This window comes from Pseudomonas migulae, from assembly GCF_024169315.1.
GTDB classification, from domain to species: domain Bacteria; phylum Pseudomonadota; class Gammaproteobacteria; order Pseudomonadales; family Pseudomonadaceae; genus Aquipseudomonas; species Aquipseudomonas migulae_B.
The window spans coordinates 6,481,242-6,501,693 of the sequence record NZ_JALJWR010000001.1 but is presented as its reverse complement, the minus strand read 5'-3'; the positions used below and the strand labels follow the sequence as shown (position 1 = coordinate 6,501,693).

Annotated in this window: 18 protein-coding genes; 7 read left to right on the top strand and 11 right to left on the bottom strand. The window is 57.4% G+C overall.

The annotated features are described in order from the left end of the window. Positions 1-134 precede the first annotated feature (134 nt). The 5 genes from J2Y86_RS29975 to J2Y86_RS29955 form a co-directional block, all read right to left on the bottom strand. Positions 135-1,094 (bottom strand): FecR family protein, encoded by a 960-nt coding sequence (locus J2Y86_RS29975; RefSeq protein ID WP_437180673.1) that lies wholly within the window; start codon positions 1,092-1,094, stop codon positions 135-137. Continuing rightward, the gene (locus J2Y86_RS29970; RefSeq protein WP_253439941.1) at positions 1,091-1,636 is read right to left on the bottom strand and encodes a sigma-70 family RNA polymerase sigma factor; all 546 of its coding nucleotides are present in this window, start codon (positions 1,634-1,636) and stop codon (positions 1,091-1,093) included. The genes J2Y86_RS29975 and J2Y86_RS29970 overlap by 4 nt, the downstream gene beginning before the upstream one ends. 119 nt (positions 1,637-1,755) lie before the next feature. Further along, positions 1,756-2,325, bottom strand: a complete 570-nt coding sequence (locus J2Y86_RS29965; protein WP_253439938.1) for a YceI family protein — start codon at positions 2,323-2,325, stop codon at positions 1,756-1,758. Between the two features lie 123 nt (positions 2,326-2,448). Beyond that, positions 2,449-2,901: an Ohr family peroxiredoxin gene (locus tag J2Y86_RS29960; RefSeq protein ID WP_253439935.1), complete on the bottom strand. Its 453-nt coding sequence runs from the start codon at positions 2,899-2,901 to the stop codon at positions 2,449-2,451. Positions 2,902-2,972: 71 nt separating this feature from the next. Then, positions 2,973-3,425 (bottom strand): Ohr family peroxiredoxin, encoded by a 453-nt coding sequence (locus tag J2Y86_RS29955; RefSeq protein ID WP_253439932.1) that lies wholly within the window; start codon positions 3,423-3,425, stop codon positions 2,973-2,975. 299 nt (positions 3,426-3,724) lie between these two features. Here J2Y86_RS29955 and J2Y86_RS29950 point away from each other — a divergent pair, with 299 nt between their 5' ends. From J2Y86_RS29950 to phnE, 4 genes are read left to right on the top strand one after another with little or no spacing between them, the layout of a single operon-like run. After that, positions 3,725-4,576 (top strand): putative selenate ABC transporter substrate-binding protein, encoded by an 852-nt coding sequence (locus J2Y86_RS29950; protein ID WP_253439930.1) that lies wholly within the window; start codon positions 3,725-3,727, stop codon positions 4,574-4,576. Next, the gene (locus J2Y86_RS29945; protein ID WP_253439928.1) at positions 4,573-5,370 is read left to right on the top strand and encodes a phosphonate ABC transporter ATP-binding protein; all 798 of its coding nucleotides are present in this window, start codon (positions 4,573-4,575) and stop codon (positions 5,368-5,370) included. The genes J2Y86_RS29950 and J2Y86_RS29945 overlap by 4 nt, the downstream gene beginning before the upstream one ends. Continuing rightward, positions 5,364-6,191, top strand: coding sequence for a PhnE/PtxC family ABC transporter permease (locus J2Y86_RS29940; protein ID WP_253439925.1), 828 nt, complete (start codon positions 5,364-5,366; stop codon positions 6,189-6,191). Before J2Y86_RS29945 ends, J2Y86_RS29940 begins: the two co-directional genes overlap by 7 nt. Next, positions 6,188-6,955, top strand: coding sequence for a phosphonate ABC transporter, permease protein PhnE (gene phnE, locus J2Y86_RS29935; RefSeq protein ID WP_253439922.1), 768 nt, complete (start codon positions 6,188-6,190; stop codon positions 6,953-6,955). The genes J2Y86_RS29940 and phnE overlap by 4 nt, the downstream gene beginning before the upstream one ends. 3 nt (positions 6,956-6,958) lie before the next feature. On the opposite strand, the gene cydB is transcribed toward phnE, so the two are convergent. The 5 genes from cydB to J2Y86_RS29910 all read right to left on the bottom strand — a co-directional run bounded on the left by cydB (position 6,959) and on the right by J2Y86_RS29910 (position 13,049). Beyond that, positions 6,959-7,957 (bottom strand): cytochrome d ubiquinol oxidase subunit II, encoded by a 999-nt coding sequence (gene cydB, locus J2Y86_RS29930; RefSeq protein ID WP_253439919.1) that lies wholly within the window; start codon positions 7,955-7,957, stop codon positions 6,959-6,961. After that, positions 7,957-9,333 carry a cytochrome ubiquinol oxidase subunit I gene (locus J2Y86_RS29925; RefSeq protein WP_253439916.1) on the bottom strand — a complete coding sequence of 459 codons (1,377 nt, stop codon included), beginning with the start codon at positions 9,331-9,333 and terminating at the stop codon, positions 7,957-7,959. The genes cydB and J2Y86_RS29925 overlap by 1 nt, the downstream gene beginning before the upstream one ends. 121 nt (positions 9,334-9,454) lie before the next feature. Next, a complete protein-coding gene (locus J2Y86_RS29920) occupies positions 9,455-10,150 on the bottom strand; it encodes a phosphoribosyltransferase (RefSeq protein WP_253439913.1) in 696 nt (231 codons plus the stop codon). Between the two features lie 199 nt (positions 10,151-10,349). Beyond that, complete coding sequence (locus J2Y86_RS29915) at positions 10,350-10,997, bottom strand: hypothetical protein (protein ID WP_253439910.1); 648 nt, start codon at positions 10,995-10,997, stop codon at positions 10,350-10,352. A 693-nt stretch (positions 10,998-11,690) separates the two neighbouring features. Next, positions 11,691-13,049 (bottom strand): MATE family efflux transporter, encoded by a 1,359-nt coding sequence (locus tag J2Y86_RS29910; protein WP_253439907.1) that lies wholly within the window; start codon positions 13,047-13,049, stop codon positions 11,691-11,693. Between the two features lie 447 nt (positions 13,050-13,496). On the opposite strand from J2Y86_RS29910, the gene J2Y86_RS29905 reads away from it, so the two are divergent. The 3 genes from J2Y86_RS29905 (at position 13,497) to J2Y86_RS29895 (ending at position 16,067) form a co-directional block, all read left to right on the top strand. Next, entirely contained in the window at positions 13,497-14,261 is a 765-nt protein-coding gene (locus J2Y86_RS29905; protein ID WP_253439904.1) for a hypothetical protein, read from the top strand. Positions 14,262-14,293: 32 nt separating this feature from the next. After that, positions 14,294-15,265 carry a hypothetical protein gene (locus J2Y86_RS29900; protein WP_253439901.1) on the top strand — a complete coding sequence of 324 codons (972 nt, stop codon included), beginning with the start codon at positions 14,294-14,296 and terminating at the stop codon, positions 15,263-15,265. A gap of 529 nt (positions 15,266-15,794) precedes the next feature. Further along, positions 15,795-16,067 (top strand): hypothetical protein, encoded by a 273-nt coding sequence (locus J2Y86_RS29895; protein WP_253439898.1) that lies wholly within the window; start codon positions 15,795-15,797, stop codon positions 16,065-16,067. Between the two features lie 477 nt (positions 16,068-16,544). Here J2Y86_RS29895 and J2Y86_RS29890 read toward each other — a convergent pair whose 3' ends face one another. Further along, positions 16,545-20,039 (bottom strand): NACHT domain-containing protein, encoded by a 3,495-nt coding sequence (locus J2Y86_RS29890; RefSeq protein WP_253439895.1) that lies wholly within the window; start codon positions 20,037-20,039, stop codon positions 16,545-16,547. Positions 20,040-20,452: the final 413 nt, after the last annotated feature.

Below are 20,452 nucleotides of genomic sequence, written 5' to 3'. Positions count from 1 at the left end.
ATATTTTTTTGTAGGGCCAAACCTGTAGGAGCGAGGCTTGCCCGCGATGGACTCAAGAACGCCTCGTTCATTCAGAAAGTACGCGTCTTCGTTAACGTCCATCGCGAGCAAGCTCGCTCCTACAGGTTGGGGTGTCAGAGGGGTTTGATCACCACCAGCAAATCGGTGAAGTGCTCGACGGTGATCGGCAGGTTGTCGGCCAGTGTCGCGAGCGCTGCGTCTGTGTCGTCAAGGCGGAATACCCCGGAAACACGCAACCCTTGCAACGCCTGTTCGTCGAAACGCACCAGACCGTGGCGATAGCTGGCGAGGGCCTGAAGCACTTCGCTCAGGGGTTGGTCATCGACCTTGAGCAGGCCTCGGGTCCAGGCATCCGGGTCGGTGTTACCGATGGGCTGAGGGGTTTGCACCCGGCCATCCTTGAGCGTGGTTTTCTCTCCAGCCTTGAGTTTCACCGCTGCGGCACCGTTCGGTTGAGCGGCAACGACAGACTCGAGCACGCTGACCACGGTGGAACCATCGGCTGCGCGCTGCACCAGATAACGCGTGCCCAGCGCCGTCGCGGTGCCTTGATCGGTGCGCACCACGAACGGTCGCTTGGCGTCCTTGGCGACTTCCACCCACAACTCCCCGGCCAGCAACTCGATCACGCGCTGCTGCCCGTCAAACTTCACGTCCACCGCCGAGTTGCTGTTGAGCTGGATATGGCTGCCGTCCGAGAGCGCCACCTCGCGCCGCTCACCCACGCTGGTGCGCTGATCGGCAAACCACACCGGCATGTTGTCCAGTCCGATCCAGCCACAGACCAACACACCCAGCAACGCAATGGCCTGAACCCCACGACTCGACGCCGTCGAGCCCCGACGGGCAAAGGCATGCTTGAGGGCAACACGTGCGGGGGCGGCCGGTAGCTCATCGAAACTGCCCCACAGCGAACGCATGCGCTCCAGGGCAACCGCGTGTCGCGGGTCGGCATCGCGCCAGGCATCGAAGGCCTCGCGGTCCGCGTCAGTGGCCAGATCGTCGTGCAACAGCGTCAACCAGTACGCCGCCTCGTTGATCATCTGTTCGGAAGGTGGATGAATGCTCGTCACGACGGCTGATCCGCCCCGTACAAGGTGTTGTAGCAGTGGACGAGTGCACTCGCGACGTAGTTCTTGACCGTACTCGCCGACACCTTCAATTCAATCGCGATCTCGCTGTACGTGAGGCCGTCGAGTCGGCTGAGCAGGAAGGCTTCGCGGGATTTCGCCGGCAACCCGGCGAGCATCACGGCGATTTTTTCCAGTGCTTCAAGCGCGACATGGATCGCTTCGGGGTCGGGCATTCCAGCGTCATGGGCCTGAATCGCCAGCGCCTCGAGGTACGCCTGCTCGATGCGCCGACGGCGGGCGCCATCGATCAGCAAGCGCCCCGCCATCGTCGCCAGGAAGGCACGCGGTTCCTTGATGGTGTGAGGTTCAGCGAGAGTCAGCACACGAATGAACGCGTCATGGGCCAGATCGGCCGCGCGGTGCGAGCACCCGAGTTTTTTCCGTAGCCAGCCATGCAACCAGGAATGGTGATTGCTGTAGAGGTCGGTGAATGTCCGCTGACGACGGGCGAAATCGTCATCAGCCACGGAAAAATCGCGCATACGAAAAAATTTCTCAAATAAGAAAGATTACCAGTCGCGTAAACGATGACAGTAAAACCATGGCAGGGCAAGCGACGAAAAGCCGCGACAGATCAGAAACTTCAGACGCCGCTCAACGACTACCGCTGCGGCGCAACCATGCGAAACCGGATGTTGATATCGTCGGAAACCACGGTGTCCGCCCACTCGCCCTCGCCTATTTTGAAATCGCTGCGTTTCAGCGTCAGCTGGCCATCGAAGATGCCGATGGCGTTCTCGGCTTTCAGCTGCACAGGCACTTCCACCACGCGGGTGATGCCCCTGAGCGTGAGTTTGCCGCTGATCGAAAAGCGGTTGTTGCCCAGTGATTTCACAGCGGTCGACTCAAACGTCGCCACTGGCGAATTCGCGGTGTCGAACCAGGCGGGCTTTTTCAGTTCTTCGTTGGCGTCACTGCTGCCGGCATCGATGCTGTCGAGCTGGATCGTCAGCGCGGCGTGGGCTGCTGCGGGGTTTGTTGTGTCGAAATCCAGCGTGCCCTCGAATTGGCTGAACGTGCCATAGACCCGCGAACTGAATTGGTTGTAAGTGAACGAAAGGGTGCTGGCGGTCGAATTGACCTGCGTGTATTCGACGGCATCGGCGCAAGACAAGGCGCCGAAGGTGAGCGCGACAACCCATGCGGCGAAAGGTGGCAATCGAGGATTCATGGGATTCTCCGAACGGGGCTCCCACTGATTTGATCAGGTTGTTGCACCCTTTCACCACCGTTTTTTTGCAATGGCGTGAACTCGTCCGGCGCCAGCCACGTGGCGCCGTCGAGTCCTGTCGCATCACTCGGTGATGACGTTCAGTGCCACGTCGATGTTGCCGCGGGTGGCTTTCGAGTACGGGCAGATCTGGTCGGCCGTGTGCGCCAGCTTCGTTGCGATCTCGTTCGACAGACCGGGCACACGCAGGGTCAATCGAGCCTGCAGGAAATACGCCTGGCCGGTCTGGCCCAGATCGACTTCGATCTCCACGGACGTGTCCGCCGGCAGTGTCACGTTCAGGTCCTTGGCCACCAGCCCGACCGCTGCGGTGTAGCACGCAGACCAGGCGCCGGCGAACAGTTGCTCGGCAGTCGGGTGCGGCTGGGTGTTCGAGAACACATGGGCCGGTGTGGCGCTGCCGGGCGACGACAGCACGATGTCGAGGCTGCCGCTATGGCCGCGCGAGGTCTTGCCAGCGGCGCTGACGGTGGTGTGGGTTTTGCCGGTGACCAGTACTTTTTCGATCTTGCTCATGATGATTTCCTCAAGATTTGTTTTCGTATGCGCTTTTATCGCACGCGATATATGTGAGATTAAAAAAAGGCTTAAACGGTAAGGACATTCAGTGCCACGTCGATGTTGCCGCGGGTCGCTTTCGAGTACGGACAGATCTGGTCGGCGGTGTGCGCCAGGGTCGTCGCGATCTCGTGGGACAGGCCAGGTACACGCAGTGTCAGTCGGGCTTGAAGGAAGTATTCCGCACCGCCCTGCCCCAGATCGACTTCGATGTCGACCGACAGATCCGCCGGCAGCACCACGTTCAAGTCATTGGCCACCAGACCGACCGCTGCGGTGTAGCAAGCCGACCATGCACCGGCGAACAATTGCTCGGCCGTCGGGTGCGGCTGGGTCGCGGCGAATACGTGGGCTGGCTTGGCAGTGCCCGGCGTCGACAGGGTGATGTCGAGGCTGCCATTGTGACCGCGCGAGGTGTTGCCGGCAGCGCTGGCGGTGGTGTGAGTTTTGCCGGTGGCCAGGACTTTTTCGATCTTGCTCATGGGGTGAATCCTCTACGGTGCAATGGGGTTTGATTTCTTGTCGCGTTCGATTGTGTCGTGTGCGATGGATTAATATTCACGCAAACACGCACGGGTGTCAACAGGTGATAACGCACCTCACCGACGAACGGTATTTACCGCCTCGGCTTCCCCCTGGCTGACATCCACGTCACACTTGCACCAAGGCCTGAAGCAATCTGCCCCGCTACGCTCGTCTAACCTCACAAAAGCGCCTTGCCGTCACCTGCGTGTGCCCGGCGCACCTCTATAGTGTTCCGTAAATGCACCGGAGAATTTCCATGCTCAAACGTACCCTGGCATTGACTGCCGGCCTGGCCCTGTCTTTTTGCACCCTGCTGTCGCAGGCCGCCGAGACCCTGAAAGTCAGCGCGATTCCCGATGAAGCGCCCACTGAACTGCTGCGTAAATTCAAGCCGCTGGGCGCCTATCTGGAGCAGCAATTGGGCATGAAGGTCGAGTTCGTGCCCGTCAGTGACTACCCGGCCGTGGTCGAGGCGCTGGCCACTGACCGGATCGATATGGCCTGGCTCGGCGGTTTCACGTTCGTGCAGGCACGCCTGAAAACCGGCAACGCGATTCCACTGGTACAACGCGAGCAGGATGCGCAGTTCACCAGCAAGTTCATCACCGCCGATCCCGCCGTCAAATCCCTCGCCGACCTCAAGGGCAAGACCTTTGCCTTCGGCTCGGTGTCTTCCACGTCGGGCAGTCTGATGCCGCGTTACTTCATGCTGAAGGACGGCATCAAGCCGGAAACCTACTTCAGCCGCGTCGGCTATTCCGGTGCGCATGACGCCACGGTCGCCTGGGTCCAGGCCGGCAAGGTCGACGCCGGGGTGCTGAACGCCAGCGTCTGGGAAAAACTGGTCGCGGCCGGCAAGGTCGACACCAACAAGGTCAAGGTGTTTGCGACCACCCCGGCTTACTTCGACTACAACTGGACGGTGCGCGGGACCCTCGACCCGGCGCTGGCGGCCAAGATCAAAGCCGCGTTCCTCGCACTTGATCCGGCGAAGCCGAAGGACAAGGAAATTCTCGATTTGCAGGCCGCCAGCCGTTTCATCGAAACCAGCCCGGAAAACTACAAGGGCATCGAGGAAGCCGCACGCGCCGCCGAACTACTCAAATGACATTGCACCTGACCCAGGTCAGCCTCACCCACGCCAACGGCGTTCAGGCGCTGCGTGGCGTGGATTTGCACATCGGCGCCCGCGAACAGGTCGCCATTATCGGCCCGTCCGGCGCGGGCAAATCGAGCCTGCTCAACCTGCTGGCCACCGCGCTGAAACCGGGCGACGGCGAGCTGCAAGTGCTCGGCGAACGTGCCTGGCAGCTGTCGGCCGGTCAGCGTCAGCGCCTGCGCGCACGCATCGGTTTGATCCATCAAGCGCCGCCGTTGCCACCGCGCCAGCGTGTGGTCACGGCGGTTCTGGCCGGCAAGCTGGGGCAATGGGGGTTGGGCAAGAGCCTGCTGAATTTGCTCTATCCGCTGGATATTCCGGGGGCGCGTGCCGCCCTCGCCCGGCTGGACCTGAGCGACAAACTGTTCACGCAATGCCAGCAGTTGTCCGGCGGACAGTTGCAGCGCGTGGGCATTGCCCGGGTGTTGTATCAAGCGCCCGAGGTGTTGCTGGCCGATGAGCCGGTCTCGGCGATGGACCCGGTGCTGGCCGAGCACACGCTGTCGGTGCTCTGCCGCCATGCCCGGGAGCACAACGTCACGCTGGTCGCCAGCCTGCACGCGGTGGAGCTGGCCCTGGCGCACTTCTCGCGGATCATCGGCCTGCGTGACGGGCAGATTCTGTTCGACCTGCCGGCCAGCGCCGTCGACCGCGAGCAGCTCGACGCGCTCTACGCCAACGAGCAGCTGGAGCGCTCGCCAGTGCCGCCCGCTCACTTGAGTGTGCAGATTCCCCGATGCTGACGTCCGACACCCGCGATCCCGCGGCCCTGCCGCGTCTACTGCTCAGCCTTTTGGCCATCGCCTTGCTCTGGCCCGGCATCCACTACAGCGAGCTGGACCTCGGCGTGCTGGTCGCGAGTGACAGCCAGAGTGAAATCGGCCGGTTCGTGTCCGCCTTCTGGCCCCCGGCACATGACGCGGCGTTCATCGAGTTGTTGCTGCAAGCCACCCTGCAAACCCTGGCCATCGCCACGGCTGGCATGGCCCTGGCGTTGCTGTTGGCGATTCCCGCCAGCCTGTTGGCCAGTCGTGCGCTGTCGTTGTCGGCGGCGTCGCGCGCGGGGCGCCCGAGTTACTGGGGTCAACTGCTGCGCTGGCCGGTGCGCGGTCTGCTGATTTTCCTGCGCAGCGTGCCGGAAATCGTCTGGGCCCTGCTGTTCGTGCGTGCCGTCGGCCTTGGCCCGACCGCCGGGGTGCTGGCGATCGCGATTACCTACAGCGGCATGCTGGGCAAGGTCTACGCGGAAATTTTCGAGTCGGTGGATCAACGCCCGGCCCATGCGTTGTTGCAGTCCGGCAGTGGTCGGCTGGCGGCGTTTTTCTACGGGATCCTGCCCAATGTCTCGGCGGAGCTGCTGTCGTACACGGTGTATCGCTGGGAATGCGCGATCCGTGCCTCGGTGGTGATGGGGTTTGTCGGCGCCGGCGGGTTGGGTCAGCAGATGGACCTGTCGTTGCGCATGTTCGCCGGCGGCGAAGTGGCCAGTCTGTTGCTGACGTTCCTCGTCCTGGTGCTGCTCGCCGATCAACTCAGCCGCCTGCTGCGCTGGAGGCTGACATGAATCGCCTGTTCAACCTGGCCCTGCTGCTCGGCATCGGCGCCGCCGTCATCGCCTCGTTCATCTACCTCGGCATCGACCTCGGCGAACTCGGCAACACCGGCAACCTGCACCAGATGGGCGCTTATGCGCAGCGCTTTTTCAGCCCGGACCTGAGCCCGAATCACCTGCAGGCCATCGCCCAAGGCGCCCTCGAAACCATCGCCATGTCCGCCCTCGGCACCCTGCTCGCGGCGGTGTTTGGTTTGCTGTTGGCATTGCCCGCGGCCGGGCGTTTCGGCTGGCCGTTGCAGAGCGCATCGCGGCTGCTGCTCAACGCGTTGCGCGCCGTGCCGGAACTGGTGTGGGCCGCGTTGATGGTGCTCGCCGCCGGCCTCGGCCCCAACGCCGGCACGCTGGCACTGGCGCTGCACACCACCGGCGTGCTCGGTCGGCTGTTCGCCGAAGCGCTGGAAAACACCCCGTCGGAACCGGCCGACGCCATCCGTTTGCAGGGCGGCAACGCCGTGTCGGCCTTCTGTTACGGCACCCTGCCCAACCTGTTCCCGCAGCTGCTGGCCTACATCCTGTACCGCTGGGAAAACAACATCCGCATGGCCAGTGTGCTCGGCTTCGTCGGCGCCGGTGGCCTGGGGCAAATGCTCTATGTCAGCCTCAGCCTGTTTCAGGAAGCGCAAGCCAGCACGGTGATTCTGGCGATGCTGATCCTGGTTTTCGCCGTCGATAGCTTGAGCAGTTGGAGTCGGCAACGCTGGGTTCAGGCCTGAGGTTCAATCCCGCACCGCACGCACCTTGCCGCTGAAGACGCGGAAGCCGTAGGTGTTGTAGATCAGCGTCACCGGAATCAGCACGGCAAAACCGATCAGCATGAATTTCTGGCTGGTCGGGCTGGACGCAGCCGCTTGCAAGGTCAGGTACGGCGGAACGATCAGCGGAAAGAGCGCCACGATCATCAAGGCAAACGCCAACACGAAAACGCCCAATGCCGCGAACAGTGGCAGCGCATGAAGGCGACTGCGAAACCCCAGCACAAAGCCGATCAGCAGCGCGATGAGCAACGTCACTGCCGGCATCCACACCCGCCAATCGGCAAGCCGCTGCCTATAGCGCGTGTCCAGTGTCGCGGTCCAGGCCACCAACACGATCAACAACAGCACGGTGACCAAGGCCAACACCTTCGCCTGAAACGCCGAGCGCCGCTGGAGTTCGTCTTCAGTGCGCCAATAGAGCCAACTGGCCCCCAACCACGTGTAGCCCACCACAAGCACGGCACCACAAAACAGCGGAAACACACCCCGCCACTCCGAGCCGTCACCGCTGTACTGCCCGGCCTGTTCAGGGATGCCTTGAACCAGCGTGCCCAGCACCACCCCCTGAGTTGCACCGGCCAGCACTGAACCGCACATCAGCAAGCCATCGACCCCACGTTTGATCGCGGCATTGGGCGAGTAGTCGCGAAACTCCAATGCCACCACGCGCAGAATCAACGCCAAAAACATCAGGATAAAAGGCAAATAAAGTGCCGGCAGCAGGATGGCGTAAGCCAGCGGAAACAGCGCCAGCAGGCCGCCGCCTCCGAGCACCAGCCACGTTTCGTTGGCGTCCCAGATCGGCAGGATCGTCACCGCCATCGTGCGGCGATGCCGGCTGCCTCGCGTAACGCCCATCAACACGCCGACGCCGAGGTCAGTGCCATCGAGCAGCACATAGTTCATGACCGAGAACCCCAGGGCCGCCGCCGACAGCAGTGTGATCCAGTCAGTGTCCATCAAGGTTCACCCGTCTCGTCCGCCAGGGTCGGCTGCGGCCCTGGCTCGTCCTCATGCGGTGGCTTGCGCAGTATCCGCAGCAACACCCACAGCCCGATGCCGAAGATCAGCAGGTAAAACAGCAGAATCAACCAGGTCGAGCCGACCACCTGCTGGCGAGACACCGACGACACACTGTCTGCCGTGCGCAGCAATCCATAGAGGGTGAAGGGTTGCCGCCCCACTTCGGTCACGACCCAGCCACTGAGCATCGCGAGAAATCCCGCCGGAGCCATCAGCACACACACCCGCAGCATCCAGCGCGCCGCGTACAACCGCCCTCGCCAGCGCAACACCAGACTGACCAACCCCTGCCCCAGCATCAACAGGCCCAGACCGACCATCAAGCGAAACGCAAAAAACACCGGCGGCACCGGCGGAATGTCCTCAGGCGGGAACTCATCCAGCGCAGCGATGGTGCCGCTCAGGTCATGCGTCAGGTACAGCGAACCGATGCGCGGGATCGCCACTTCCCAGTGATTGCGCCGCTCGGCCATGTCCGGAATCGCAAACAAACGCAGCGGTTCGCCCGCGCCCTCAGGCGGTCGCGTCCACGAACCTTCGATGGCCGCGACCTTCTGTGGCTGCACCTTGAGGCTGTGCTGACCATGCAGGTCACCCACCACAATTTGCAGCGGTGTCAGCACGACAATCGTCCACAGCGCCATGGAAAATTGCAGACGCGCACGCGGGTTGTGCGGCGCCTTCAACAGTTGCCAGGCACTGGCACCCGCCACCAGAGTCGCCGTCCCGAGCAGCGCGGCCAAGGTCATGTGCGCCAGCCGATAAGGAAACGACGGATTGAAAATGATCGCCCACCAGTTATCGGCCATGAAGCGACCATCGGCACCAATGACGTAACCGGCGGGCGTCTGCATCCAGGAATTGGCCGACAGGATCCAGAACGCGCTGATCAACGAGCCGACCGCGACTGCGCAGGTGGCGAAAAAATGCAGCCGAGGGCCAACCTTTTTCAGGCCGAACAGCATGATGCCGAGAAAACCCGCCTCCAGAAAAAACGCCGCCAGCACTTCGTAGAACATCAACGGGCCGAGGATATCGCCGGCCTGAACCGAGAGCCGCGACCAATTGAGCCCGAACTGGTATTCCAGAATCAGCCCCGACGCCGTGCCCACCGCCACGGTGAGCGCGAATATTTTCAGCCAGTAAAGGTAAACATCCAGATAGATTTGTCGGCCACGCCACAGCCAAAGCGCTTCAAGCACCATCAGAAAATTGGCCAGACCGATCGTGAGCGCGGCCAGCACAATATGAAAACTGATGGTGATCGCGAACTGCGCGCGTGCCGCCATCAGCGCCGATTCAGCCGCGTCCATGCGGGTCCTGATTTTCGTGCGCCTTGGTCGAAATGCGGCAGTGGCTAGGCATGGCGATTGTCCGTGGGTGGCCTTACTGGTTGACCCCTTCGGTACGGGTTCATTCCGTGAGTGTGCAGCGTCACTCCTGACCGGAGCGCTGCCCGGCGTCGCTCGCCTCTTTCTGCCACGCCCGCTGCAACAGCCTGATGACCTCGGCATCCGGCGTCTGGGAAAAATCCATGTACCAATGCCCGATCGACATGAACCATTCCGCGGTCACCGGGCACACCAACTCATCCACCTCACGGCGCAGCGCCTCCGCCGTCTCGACCGGCGCCACCGGCACCGCAACGACAATCCGCGCCGGCCTCTGCACCCGCGCCGCCTGAATCGCCGCCTTCATCGAAGCGCCCGTCGCCAGGCCATCGTCGATCAGAATCACCACCTGATCCTTCAGCGCTACCTGCGCACGCGTTCCCCGGTAAGCCTGCTCACGCCGCAACAACTCCCGGGTTTCCCGAGCGACCACCGCATCGAATGTCGCCTGATCAATCGGGTGCGCCCGCAACGCGTGTTCATTGAGAATCTGAATACCGCCGCTGGCGATCGCGCCCATCGCCAACTCCTGATGAGTCGGAACGCCGAGTTTGCGCACCAGCATCAGGTCGAGACGAACATCCAGCGCCGACGCCACTTCATAAGCCACCGGCACACCGCCACGGGGCAACGCGAGGACAATCACATCAGCGCGATGCGCGTACTTGAGCAACGGCGCCACCAGCCGTCGACCGGCATCGGCGCGATCTTGCAGAACGGTGGGCGATGAAGGATTCATGTTGAAAACCTCCCCAGGCGATCACGCCTGTCGGTTTGCATCACCTTCGATTGTCAGTCTGAAGGTGGGTGACAGCAAGCACGCCCGATCGCGAAGGCAACTCGAAGACTGCCGCAACTTTTGGCGCAAATAAAAAGAGCCACCCTGTTACAGGTGGCCCTTTTTTAAAACCGGCGATACCCGGGAAGTTCAGCCAAGGCTAGCAAGCACTCGCAACGGTCCGCTGCGGCACTACAGCGTAGTGCTGTTGTTTCACTCGTTGAGTCAATGCCAGCATCGTCAGGAAACCCAGCGCAATCAACAGCGGATACGCCATCAACAATTCGGCAAGTGAATACTTCCAGGCCAACGGGCGTCCGACGCCCAGCAGGGCGGCATACATCCAGGACACTGCCGACAGCGAACCGCAAAACAGCGCCAGCATCCGTGCGCTGAACCCGAGCTTGAGCAGCGAACCCGCCTTTTGCATGGCCGGCAACACCAGGCGATGCAACAAGATGCCGTTGTAAGTCAGCAACATGACAATGATCACTTTGGCCTGAAGCTTTGGATTCTTGAAGTAATCGATTCCTTTTTCCAGGTAATCAATACCCACAATGGCAATACCGGTGAACCACAAAGCAATCAATGCAAAGACGACAGACGTTTGAAGACTTTCCAGATGAGCATTATCGTGCTCCGACAATACTTTGCCCTTCAACAAATTCTTGACCATGGCAATATCACTGGTCAACACCAGACCAATGGCAACACAACAAGCGACCAAGTGGGCATAAATAACACCCAGTCGCACAAACTCCATGCATTCTTTATTTTCGACCAGACTCATGATTGTATTTATTGTCACGGTGGTATCTCCAACTGTTTCTACAGTTCAGATCATTAGTTTGACGGGGTATTAATCAAGTTAAATACCCTGTGCGATCCGACTGATACAAGACAAGCCAAATCATAGACCTGGCACGGCTGAACCGATTGATTTGCCTGGCAAATAAGCAACCGGTTATGTGTTGGCTCCTGAATTTCAGGTAAAAAAATCCTCATTTGCAGTCAATGCATATGAGGTTGGGTGTCCACTTGTTTTCTGCGGTTGCAGGAGCAGGTCATGGTGACGTGCTGGAGTATCTGAGGGCCTCGAAGCTCAAATGTTCATTTTTTGAGCAGACTACCGACAAACGGTTAGTTCAGATGATGCAACTCGCCTCGATGAAGAACCTCCAACTTTCCTGAAAGCCGCGCACTAACTGGCTTGGTAAATTAGATGAGGCTTGAGATTCTTCCATTGGATCCATTAGTTGTTATCTCACTAACGATAAGTGCAATAGAGATCCACTCGTATCCACAACTAATAAAGTCATACTTATTATGTTTCATGATTGAGACAGGGATCCAATCTACACCACACAAGTTGCCCATACACCAACCGCAACACCTGCATCCCATTGTGGCGAGCGAGCTTGCTCCGGGCGGCGTTCCGACGCTGGGCTGCGAAGCAGCCCCAAAAACACAACAACAAACGCAGATCCCCGTGAGCGCTACGCTACACCAATCGCTCAATCTTCTGATGCTTCCACACCAGCTTGTAATACAGCGTCTGCAACACCAGCATCCCCAAATAAGCCACCGGAAACGCCATCCACACCCCCTGCAACCCAAACCGCCCGTCCAGCACATACGCCACCGGCAACTGCACACCCACCACGCATACAATCGAAATCGCCATCGGCACCAACACCGTGCCGCTCGCGCGCATGATCCCGCCGATGATCGCCTGAAAGCCAAATAACAACAGGCTCCACAGCATGATGTGCAACAGATGCTCAGCCTTCGCCCGCGTCGAATCGTCCGTCAGAAACAACCCCAGCAACCAGTGCGACAACACGTAACCCAACAGCACCAACCCACCGGTCAGGCACACGTTAATCAAAAGCCCCGTACGCAGAATCGGCCCGATCCGCTCGATGCGCCCTGCCCCAATCGCCTGCGCCCCAAGAATCGACGCCGTGATCGCAATGGACAACGCCGGAAACTGCACGTAATTGACGATCTGCGTCACCGCCCCATACGCCGCCGTCGCCTGCGAACCGTGCTGATTCACCAGCGCCAGAATCACCAGCTCCGACACCGACAACACCACCATCTGCAACCCGGTCGGCAACCCGATGCGCAACACCTTGCCAAGAATCACCCGATCCAGCCGCATCGCCGCAAACATCTCCCGATCCGGCGCCAACGGATGCCCCTTGCTGATCAACCGCCACGCCAGCCACCCCATCGCCGACAGGTTACCCACCAACCCCGCATACGCCGCACTCTGAATCCCCAACATCGGCAAGCCGAACCAACCGCGAATCAACGCCGGTGTGAGCGCCAACCCGATGCAGGTCGACACCACCAACGCAATCAGCGGCGACACCGTATCGCTCACCCCGCGCAGCAGTTGGGTGAAGAGCACGTAGACCAGCAGCGACGGCATGATCCACATCATCACGTGGGCGTAGGACACGGCGTCGTCGAGAACGTCGGCTGGGGTGCCCAAACCCTGCAAGGCTGGGCGGGCGAACACGCTGCCGAGGATTGCTGCCGTTAAGCCGATCATTGCGCCCAACAGCAGAGTTGTGCCGGCGATGGTTTTCACCAGATGCGGCTCACGTGCGCCCCAGGCTTGGCCAATGAGCACGCCCGCCCCGGCGCCGAGGCCGATGACCAGGGCAATGAAGAAGAAGACGATGGGGAACATGCCCGAGACGGCGGCCAGGGCTTGGGTGCCGAGCATTTGGCCGATGTAGATGCTGTTGACGGTGCCCGACATGGATTGGAGGAAATTGGAGAGGACCATGGGGGCGAGGAAAAGGAGGTAGGTTTTCCAGAGGGGGTGTTGGGTGGTTGGGGTTTGCATTGAGGATCCGTCTCGGGGTGGGACAAGTTTTGGGGATTCTACGCTAGAGAAACCGAGAGCAGAGACTCTTGATTTTTTGGTTTAGGTAGATTGGTTTTTGCCAAAAACAACCAACCGATATGAGGAAAGTACGACCAAAACAGGACAATTTTGAGCGCTCGCCTTGAAACATCCAAATAAGCAACTCGTCACTATTCAGGCGCCGGAAAAAAGGCGTAAAGAAGAACACTCACAATATCGTGATCACACCGCAAACGTATGCACTCTTAAACCAGCCGACTGTTTCATTAAGTTTACAAATAATAATTTTTTGCAGCAATATCAAACTGCCTCTACACTCAAATCAGCTCGCTAATCCAAGCAGTATTAGCAACTAAGCTGTTAATAAAATTGGACTAAAGGATAAACCATTGAAATAACACTTAAACAACTCATGAGCAGACAATCATGAAAAAATACACTCTGCTTTACCTCGCCATACATTTGACATTGACTTCCTGCGCATCCACCACGGGCAGCGGCAGTAGCCAAACCGGTTCTGACGACGGTACCTTTGAGATGGTAGGTGCGGCCGTCAGTGTGTTGCTGGGTCTCGTCGCAACACAGCAGTCTGGGGACGCCGCCCAAGGCCAACAAATTATGCAGCAGTCGCTAAACATCTTTAGCTCAAACAGTAACTCAGACTCATCTGACTCGTCAGCGAATTTGCTGGCCTCAAATTCATCGGCCGGTATTGCAGAAACGCCTACGGCTGATACCAGTTCCTTCAATGATGCCAAATATATGCCCGGTAGAGGTTGCGAAAAAAACCTCTCTTACCTGGGCAGTCGGCTAAAGAAATTTCGCCCAACTGAAGTCAACAGCATAAGAAGCGAAATTATGTCAACTGACATGCATACAACCATGTTGAAAATCAACCAGATGGGCCTTTCTCCTCAAACAGCCATACAACAATCACTCCAGCAAGCGGTTGAGCACGATAGGACTGCGCGTGAAGCGGTGAGTACCGCGGAGCAGGTAGATGCTCTCGGCACTACCGATGAGGAGTTCGAAAGGAATATAAAATCGGGAAAACTATCCATATCGGATTGTTCGGGCATTCGCGACTCCTCACTGTGCGTGGCGGTAATCAACAAATACGGCGCGATTGCGAACAGAGCCGTTGCTGCAAATTTGATGTGCTACAAAAGAACCAATCAATGGCCAATGTGATTAATCTCACAAAATACTGATGGTCGATGAAAATGAAAATTACCTTCTGGAATACACGTTTTGACAGAACAGTGAAAAACCGCCAACTGGTAATAAGCGGCTTGTTTCTGGCTTGCGCCGCTGTCATTTCTCCAAACATTAGTATGGCCGCGAACAAGCCCGTTCCGAGTCGCCCATTCGTCGAAACAATTGAAAACTGCAAGGAGTACAAGGACGAGGCCTACCACGCTTTGCATGCGCAATTTGAAAAGGAACTAAGTTGCATTTCGTCAACCAGCGCAAACATATCAAAGGGCATGGAATGTGACGATTTAACCGGGCGTGTATACAAAGGAATTTTGGCGTGGCCACACTGCCAGGATGCTGAATATCATTGCGCACTAGTTAGAGCCTCGGATGATGCCTATCAATGCATGAAGGACGCGCGTGCACAAAAAAGCCTGGAATCTCCAAGCACTGACAAGATATTTTCAGACGTCATCAAGTCAGACAAACTTGTTTCAGAAATAAAAGACAAATACCAGCTAATTAAAGACCCTAAAGAATACTTGAAGTCTGCTGTTATAAATAAACTGAGCGATGAGTCGAGGGAGCTAATCACAAAGGCAGTTTTTAATGAAGAAGGCCAAATCAGTCCTTATGGCGCAAAGGTAACCAATCAGTTTTATGCCTGGGGGTTTAAGAAAACGGCTTTGAACCCAAAGCTTCTGAGTCAAAACCCAATTATTCAAGCGATCCAGAAAGAAAGCTTCGGCGCACTTGGTAATATGCAGCAGCAGATGTTGGGGGAAATACTAAACCTAAGGCAGTCAATCAAGAGTATGGATGATTCTTATGCTGGATCAGCCAAACACTCCAGCGTCCCCATCAAGGCATCCATCTCAAACGGAGCACCATCGTCATCACCTGACTGTGCCATCCTAAGTGATGGCATTAAGGCGTCCAATATGTCCATCGATCATCCGGAGTCGTATGCAACATTGATCGAGAAATGCGGTGGTTAGGTTCTCCATGAAAAGTAGCCTGCGCAGGCCAGGTTTAGACTGGCGATTCTATTGCGCGATGGCTGTGAACTTGATGGGTGTAATCGGCCGTCGCTTGCGGGCGCAGGCGGTGGAGTAAATGAAAACGGGCGCCTTGTCAGGCGCCCGTTTCATTTTCGGCAGTGTGCCGCGGTTTTAGCTTGCCATCACATTCCCTGGCGTAAGCGTCCTAGGACGACCATAAAATTTCCTACACAAACCTCGGAATCCCTCACCTTCCCCGCCTTTCTTATGAAGCTTATAGTCCGACCCGTCGCCCAATATGGCGATTCGGGTTTGGCGACCTGATCGGATCGGATGCAAAAGCACTGTGCTTTAATGCAGTCGCTTTTGCATGCCCGCAAAGTTGTCTTTATGGCAGCTGTGCGCGGGAGACCTTCGGGTCTGCCGGTATCCCGATCCCGGTTCGCCAACCTGCGTACAGCTGTCACCCATTCGTTTGGCGACGATTGAGGGACAGTCAACCTTTGCCTTGATCGGAGTTTCATCTATGGAAAGATACATGCCCCTCACCGGAATCGACCTGATCCCGGCCTCCCTGCTCATCGACACTCAAGCACCACTCGACGTTCTGCAAGCCGCGGCTGACTACCGAATTCGGACGGTAACTCAGGTGCTGGAAAACATCGCCTACCGCGCCGAGCTTGGTTGCGACACGGTTGTGTTGAAGGACTTTTCTCAGCTGCTGGCCATTCCGTTGCGGGATGGCTGTGACTTGATGGATGTGATCGGTCGGCGATTGCGGGCGCAGACGAAAGAGTGAATGAAAACGGGCGCTGAAGGCGCCCGTTTTTTGTTCAACCATAAAAAAAATCTGACTTCGTCATTCTGCGGCATATTTTTTTTCCGCTTTCGGCCAGAAGCGGACTGTAGACTGCTCGCCATTCGGCACCTTACCGTGCCTAGCGTGACTTCAAGTCACTGAAGGGATCATGATGCTGGCCATTGCCATTGATAGAGACATGGTCCATGCAGGAGACGATCTGAGCAGCCAAGGCGATTAACGCGAATGGCAAGAGGTGTGCGGACTCTATTGTTGTGCGCAGAGAGCTGCTGAGGATTGCTTTTGAATCCGATCTGAGCATTGGGCGGGCTATAAAACAAGGCGCCTCGGGGCGCTCTGTTTTGCGAAAGATCACACGGCAAAACGAGCGTGGTGCAACAGGCAATGCCCTAATCGTGTCCCCCAGGCATTCGCCTCCCCTGATCATTCCCTCACCCGAAGACAACGCTGCTTCCGTTACTGAGAGAATGACGCGATCAACTGCCGATCTGAGCGTGTAATCTTGATTCCCAGATGTCCACAAAGCGGTTCCAGAACCCCAAGGATGGCCAACCTCAGGTGCCCGTCCGCCGAGGCTTCATACACGCGGATCAGACATTCAACCTCATTGTTCGTACCACCTTTTGCAATGATGGTTATAACGGCCGACGCCAGGTTGTATGCTGCGGTGCTGGCAATGCGCTCAAGCTCCTCAAGCGCAGGGGCTTCTCCAACAGCGTGAAGCAATTCCAGTACGAGACCTGCTACTGAATCGTCTCCATACTCATCGTGACGCGGAGCATTCATGGCCGCATAAAAAGTGGGGCGAAGACTCTCAAGTGCCCTTGGTGCACCCAAACGAGCAGCTTCTAAAGCCATCCGCAGTCGTTGCCGTGGATCATAGTCTTCACGCGTTAACCACTCATCCAGCAGCGCCGAAGCAGCGGTTCGTCCGGGGTGCGGCGGGATGAACTCCATTAGACCCGCCCCCCTCCCCACTCTCTTGACGCGATAAAGCAACCCTGCCGCAAATGCACCAGCCAAACCCAACCGTGCTTCAGTGTCCCACCCTCTAGCTGCTATCGCAGATACGGCTCTTTCCACAGCAGCCCTGTCGAGATAGTGACCAAACATGGAAACCGTGGAATTTACCATCTCGTACGTCATAGTGGGAAGGCGATCAAGAAGCAATTCAAGGACGCCGGGAGTGCGCTGACCCAGCAAGTAAAGTAATGCCAAATCCCGGAATTCTTCTGGCAAATTATTTGCGTTAGCGATCTCGTGGATATTTTGCTCGAGCCCATTAGCCTCCCAGTCGGTAATGAGATACTCCATTACGTCTAAGGCGTTTTTCTGCGGAACCCGAGGCGAGGTCAGAATTCGAATTACGGAGGTAGTGCCAACCTCCGTTGTCGACAAAGCCAGCGCCGCACTTGCTTGAGGGTGATAGCCGTCCCCACAAATCCCATCGATGATCAGGGCTTCAATCTCCGGAGACAGCGGACTCATGGATTTACTCCAAACAGCGAGCCTAACCGCTATCGGAAGTGAGTTATCAAGAGCGATGGAACGGGCCATATCAGGTTCGACTGAGCCGATCTTCATATGTCCGATCAGGCAGCTGAGCGCTTCTCGCTCTTCATCTGATGTGGCAAGAAGGCGACACCTTGAAAGGTAGAGATTCAACGCTGAGTCACCTAAACGATCGACTTCTTTTTGAAGCTCTCCGATATTCAACATATGCTCGATGTCGCCTTCAAGGAGTTGGCTCAGCACTTCAAGCGTCAGATTGTTATCTTGCAATCTCGCAACAATGGTGTCGGCCCCGTGGTAAATCAGCGCCCGATCGCCAAGCCGGGCTCGGATCGCAGAGTGCAACGGACGCGTCAGCGCATCCACTATGATTCCGTCAATCAGCCGAGCGGATCGCCATGACGTCCTCCCCCAGACTCTCGCGAAACGCTCCCCCACCACCTGCAGTTGAGCTTCTGAAACTTTCATTCCATTCGCAAGGCAGCGCCCTACCAATCTCAAACCGGTGTGAAAGACATCGTCTTCGGCCTCAAGAATTTCGGTGACCAACCCTGCCGGGTTTGGATGCCGCTCCAAGGCAAACTGCATCGCCTGAGCCCATGGTCGACGTACAATCATCGATAACCGCGTGGGAAGATCTTCGCTATGATTCTCAAGCAGTTCTGACGATGCCAGGTACTCCTGGATGATCGGAAATGGGAATCTCAGTCCGACAAGCCCGTCCTTGCGAAGCACTCCACGTTTGAGTAGCGCATCTCGCATCTGGTCCGGATTTAGAGCCGAATCAACGCCCCTGGTGCAGCGCTCAAAATCCCGTAATTTCAAACCGATGGTGTCGTTCTCAAGAGCCTCAAACGCAGCTATTTCAGCGATCCTTCGCAAGACGCTGGTATTGATCTCATCAGGCTGGAAAACCTTGATTGGCCTGAGCAACATTTCAACATACGAGTCCAGCAGATCGCTGCGACGAAGGTCCTGGCCTTCCTGTTTCATTACTAGCATGAGCGCCAAAAAAATCGGGATTCGGGCAAGGTGCGCAAGATCTGGTCGCGCAGCCATTCTGCTCAATAGAATCTCTGCGACTCCAGTTTCACCGGTTCTGTAGAAATCGACGTACCGCCGTATATCCTCGTCCTGCAGCGGTGCTAGTTCCAGAACGGTCGCCCCGTCAGGCGGAGCAAGCGCTGCGGCATCCCTCACGGTCATCAGCCAGCGCACGCCGGGATAGCGGGCGCGGTAGAAATCCAGCCGTTCTAGAATCACTCTTCGCCGCTCATTCGACACCTCATCCAAACCATCGATCAGCAGGACAAGTAATCCGGCAGTCGCGGCAAGACGCCAATCGATCTTTACGTCGAAGTCATTGTTCAAGACCCCAGATAGGTAGTCAGCGATACCCAGATCGGAGTCGGAAAGCTTCGTGACCGAAACGACCGCAGGTAGAAGACTTGAGCTTGCACACCGATGGGCGATCGCGTGAACAAGCGTGGTCTTGCCAAATCCAGGGCCGGCGACTAGTACAACGCCCTTGAGGTCCGCACTTGGAAAAGTTTGTAGATCCACACTGTCCATGGAAATCAGATTTCGGAAGCCCCGTAGATCGTCATCGAAGTCCGCAACGCGATTACGATCGTATCGCAGGCACTGAGGCCACAAATAGGAGCCATCAACTGATCGTCTGAAGTCAGTACCGGGCACGTCAATAACTGAAATTCTGCTTACTGCCTCGCGGTACTCAGCGCTCCCCCAGTTTGGGGAGTCCTGAATAATGATTTCCGACTCCCCCCGCAGCCGTTCATAAAGCGTCGGCCCATCAAATTGCATGCGGACATCGGCTCCCTCCCACACCATGTATGCCAGGATTTTGAAAAGCCTATCCGATGTCACCGAAGACGGCGGAATCCACAGCGGTACATGATCGCGGACAAGCGCATCAGCGGGCCATACCTGCACGTACAGGTGCTTTAGAATTCCCCAGACATATTCAATTTCAGCCTCAAGCAGTTGCTGAATTGATCGTACTAAGCGCTGCTGTCCGGAAGTCAGTCGGGCAAACCACTCGGGCAGATCAGAGCTCTCCAACCGTCTTGTGATTTCTATCAGCTCTGACGCGAGCTGTGAGGGTTTTCCCAAAACGAGCTCGATACGATCCTCTGGTTCAAAGTCAGAGCGAATCTGTCGACCAAACGAATGCCAGAGTGAATTCCAGGCGTGCCCATTGGCTTCAAGAGAAATTTTGACTTGGAAAAAACGTCGGGAGCCGTCGGCAAATCGGACGACAAAATCGTCGACGGCGCCAGGGGCTTCGACCCTCAGCTGCACCGGCTGGTCATATTTTGGACGCTCTCGTGGATCAAGCATCCTTCCCAGATAAAGCGCCGCAACCTCATCCTGATACCTGATGCCCGCCTGCGTTGCCGGGCCGCCTGCTTCCGCCAAAATAAACCTCTACAGTTAACGCCATTTGGCCGAGGGCTGTGCCCGCCCCGCACCACTACCCATTTGGATTGAGCAAGAGTATATCTGCAACTTGGGTCCCGTCTGGCAAGATCAAAACGCAACGAAGCGTGAAGAGGTCGCTATAGGAGAAGTGGGATGGATAGAGGCTCAATTGTGCGGCGGTGTAGATCTAATGCTCTCATGGCAGCTTTCACCGGAAAACGGCGATTATTGGCTGAAACATCACAACTGTCTGCTTTGGGTTGTTTTCTGCCTCTCGTGACAGGCAGAAATAGGCCAAAAGCAGGCGCTCAGCCGAGATCTGGCTGCCGGCCAATAGCTGCCCTTCCAGAGGGCAGCTAACGGTTAAGGGATGCCAGCCTGAGCATGTAGGAAATCAGGGGCGACTCAAA

What these genes read in the sequence shown, in the direction of transcription:
- J2Y86_RS29970 (WP_253439941.1), bottom strand. Translation starts at nt 1,636, where the DNA reads ATGCGCGATTTTTCCGTGGCTGATGACGATTTCGCCCGTCGTCAGCGG.
- J2Y86_RS29965 (WP_253439938.1), bottom strand. Translation starts at nt 2,325, where the DNA reads ATGAATCCTCGATTGCCACCTTTCGCCGCATGGGTTGTCGCGCTCACC.
- J2Y86_RS29960 (WP_253439935.1), bottom strand. Translation starts at nt 2,901, where the DNA reads ATGAGCAAGATCGAAAAAGTACTGGTCACCGGCAAAACCCACACCACC.
- J2Y86_RS29955 (WP_253439932.1), bottom strand. Translation starts at nt 3,425, where the DNA reads ATGAGCAAGATCGAAAAAGTCCTGGCCACCGGCAAAACTCACACCACC.
- J2Y86_RS29950 (WP_253439930.1), top strand. Translation starts at nt 3,725, where the DNA reads ATGCTCAAACGTACCCTGGCATTGACTGCCGGCCTGGCCCTGTCTTTT.
- J2Y86_RS29945 (WP_253439928.1), top strand. Translation starts at nt 4,573, where the DNA reads ATGACATTGCACCTGACCCAGGTCAGCCTCACCCACGCCAACGGCGTT.
- J2Y86_RS29940 (WP_253439925.1), top strand. Translation starts at nt 5,364, where the DNA reads ATGCTGACGTCCGACACCCGCGATCCCGCGGCCCTGCCGCGTCTACTG.
- phnE (WP_253439922.1), top strand. Translation starts at nt 6,188, where the DNA reads ATGAATCGCCTGTTCAACCTGGCCCTGCTGCTCGGCATCGGCGCCGCC.
- cydB (WP_253439919.1), bottom strand. Translation starts at nt 7,957, where the DNA reads ATGGACACTGACTGGATCACACTGCTGTCGGCGGCGGCCCTGGGGTTC.
- J2Y86_RS29925 (WP_253439916.1), bottom strand. Translation starts at nt 9,333, where the DNA reads ATGGACGCGGCTGAATCGGCGCTGATGGCGGCACGCGCGCAGTTCGCG.
- J2Y86_RS29920 (WP_253439913.1), bottom strand. Translation starts at nt 10,150, where the DNA reads ATGAATCCTTCATCGCCCACCGTTCTGCAAGATCGCGCCGATGCCGGT.
- J2Y86_RS29910 (WP_253439907.1), bottom strand. Translation starts at nt 13,049, where the DNA reads ATGCAAACCCCAACCACCCAACACCCCCTCTGGAAAACCTACCTCCTT.
- J2Y86_RS29905 (WP_253439904.1), top strand. Translation starts at nt 13,497, where the DNA reads ATGAAAAAATACACTCTGCTTTACCTCGCCATACATTTGACATTGACT.
- J2Y86_RS29900 (WP_253439901.1), top strand. Translation starts at nt 14,294, where the DNA reads ATGAAAATTACCTTCTGGAATACACGTTTTGACAGAACAGTGAAAAAC.
- J2Y86_RS29895 (WP_253439898.1), top strand. Translation starts at nt 15,795, where the DNA reads ATGGAAAGATACATGCCCCTCACCGGAATCGACCTGATCCCGGCCTCC.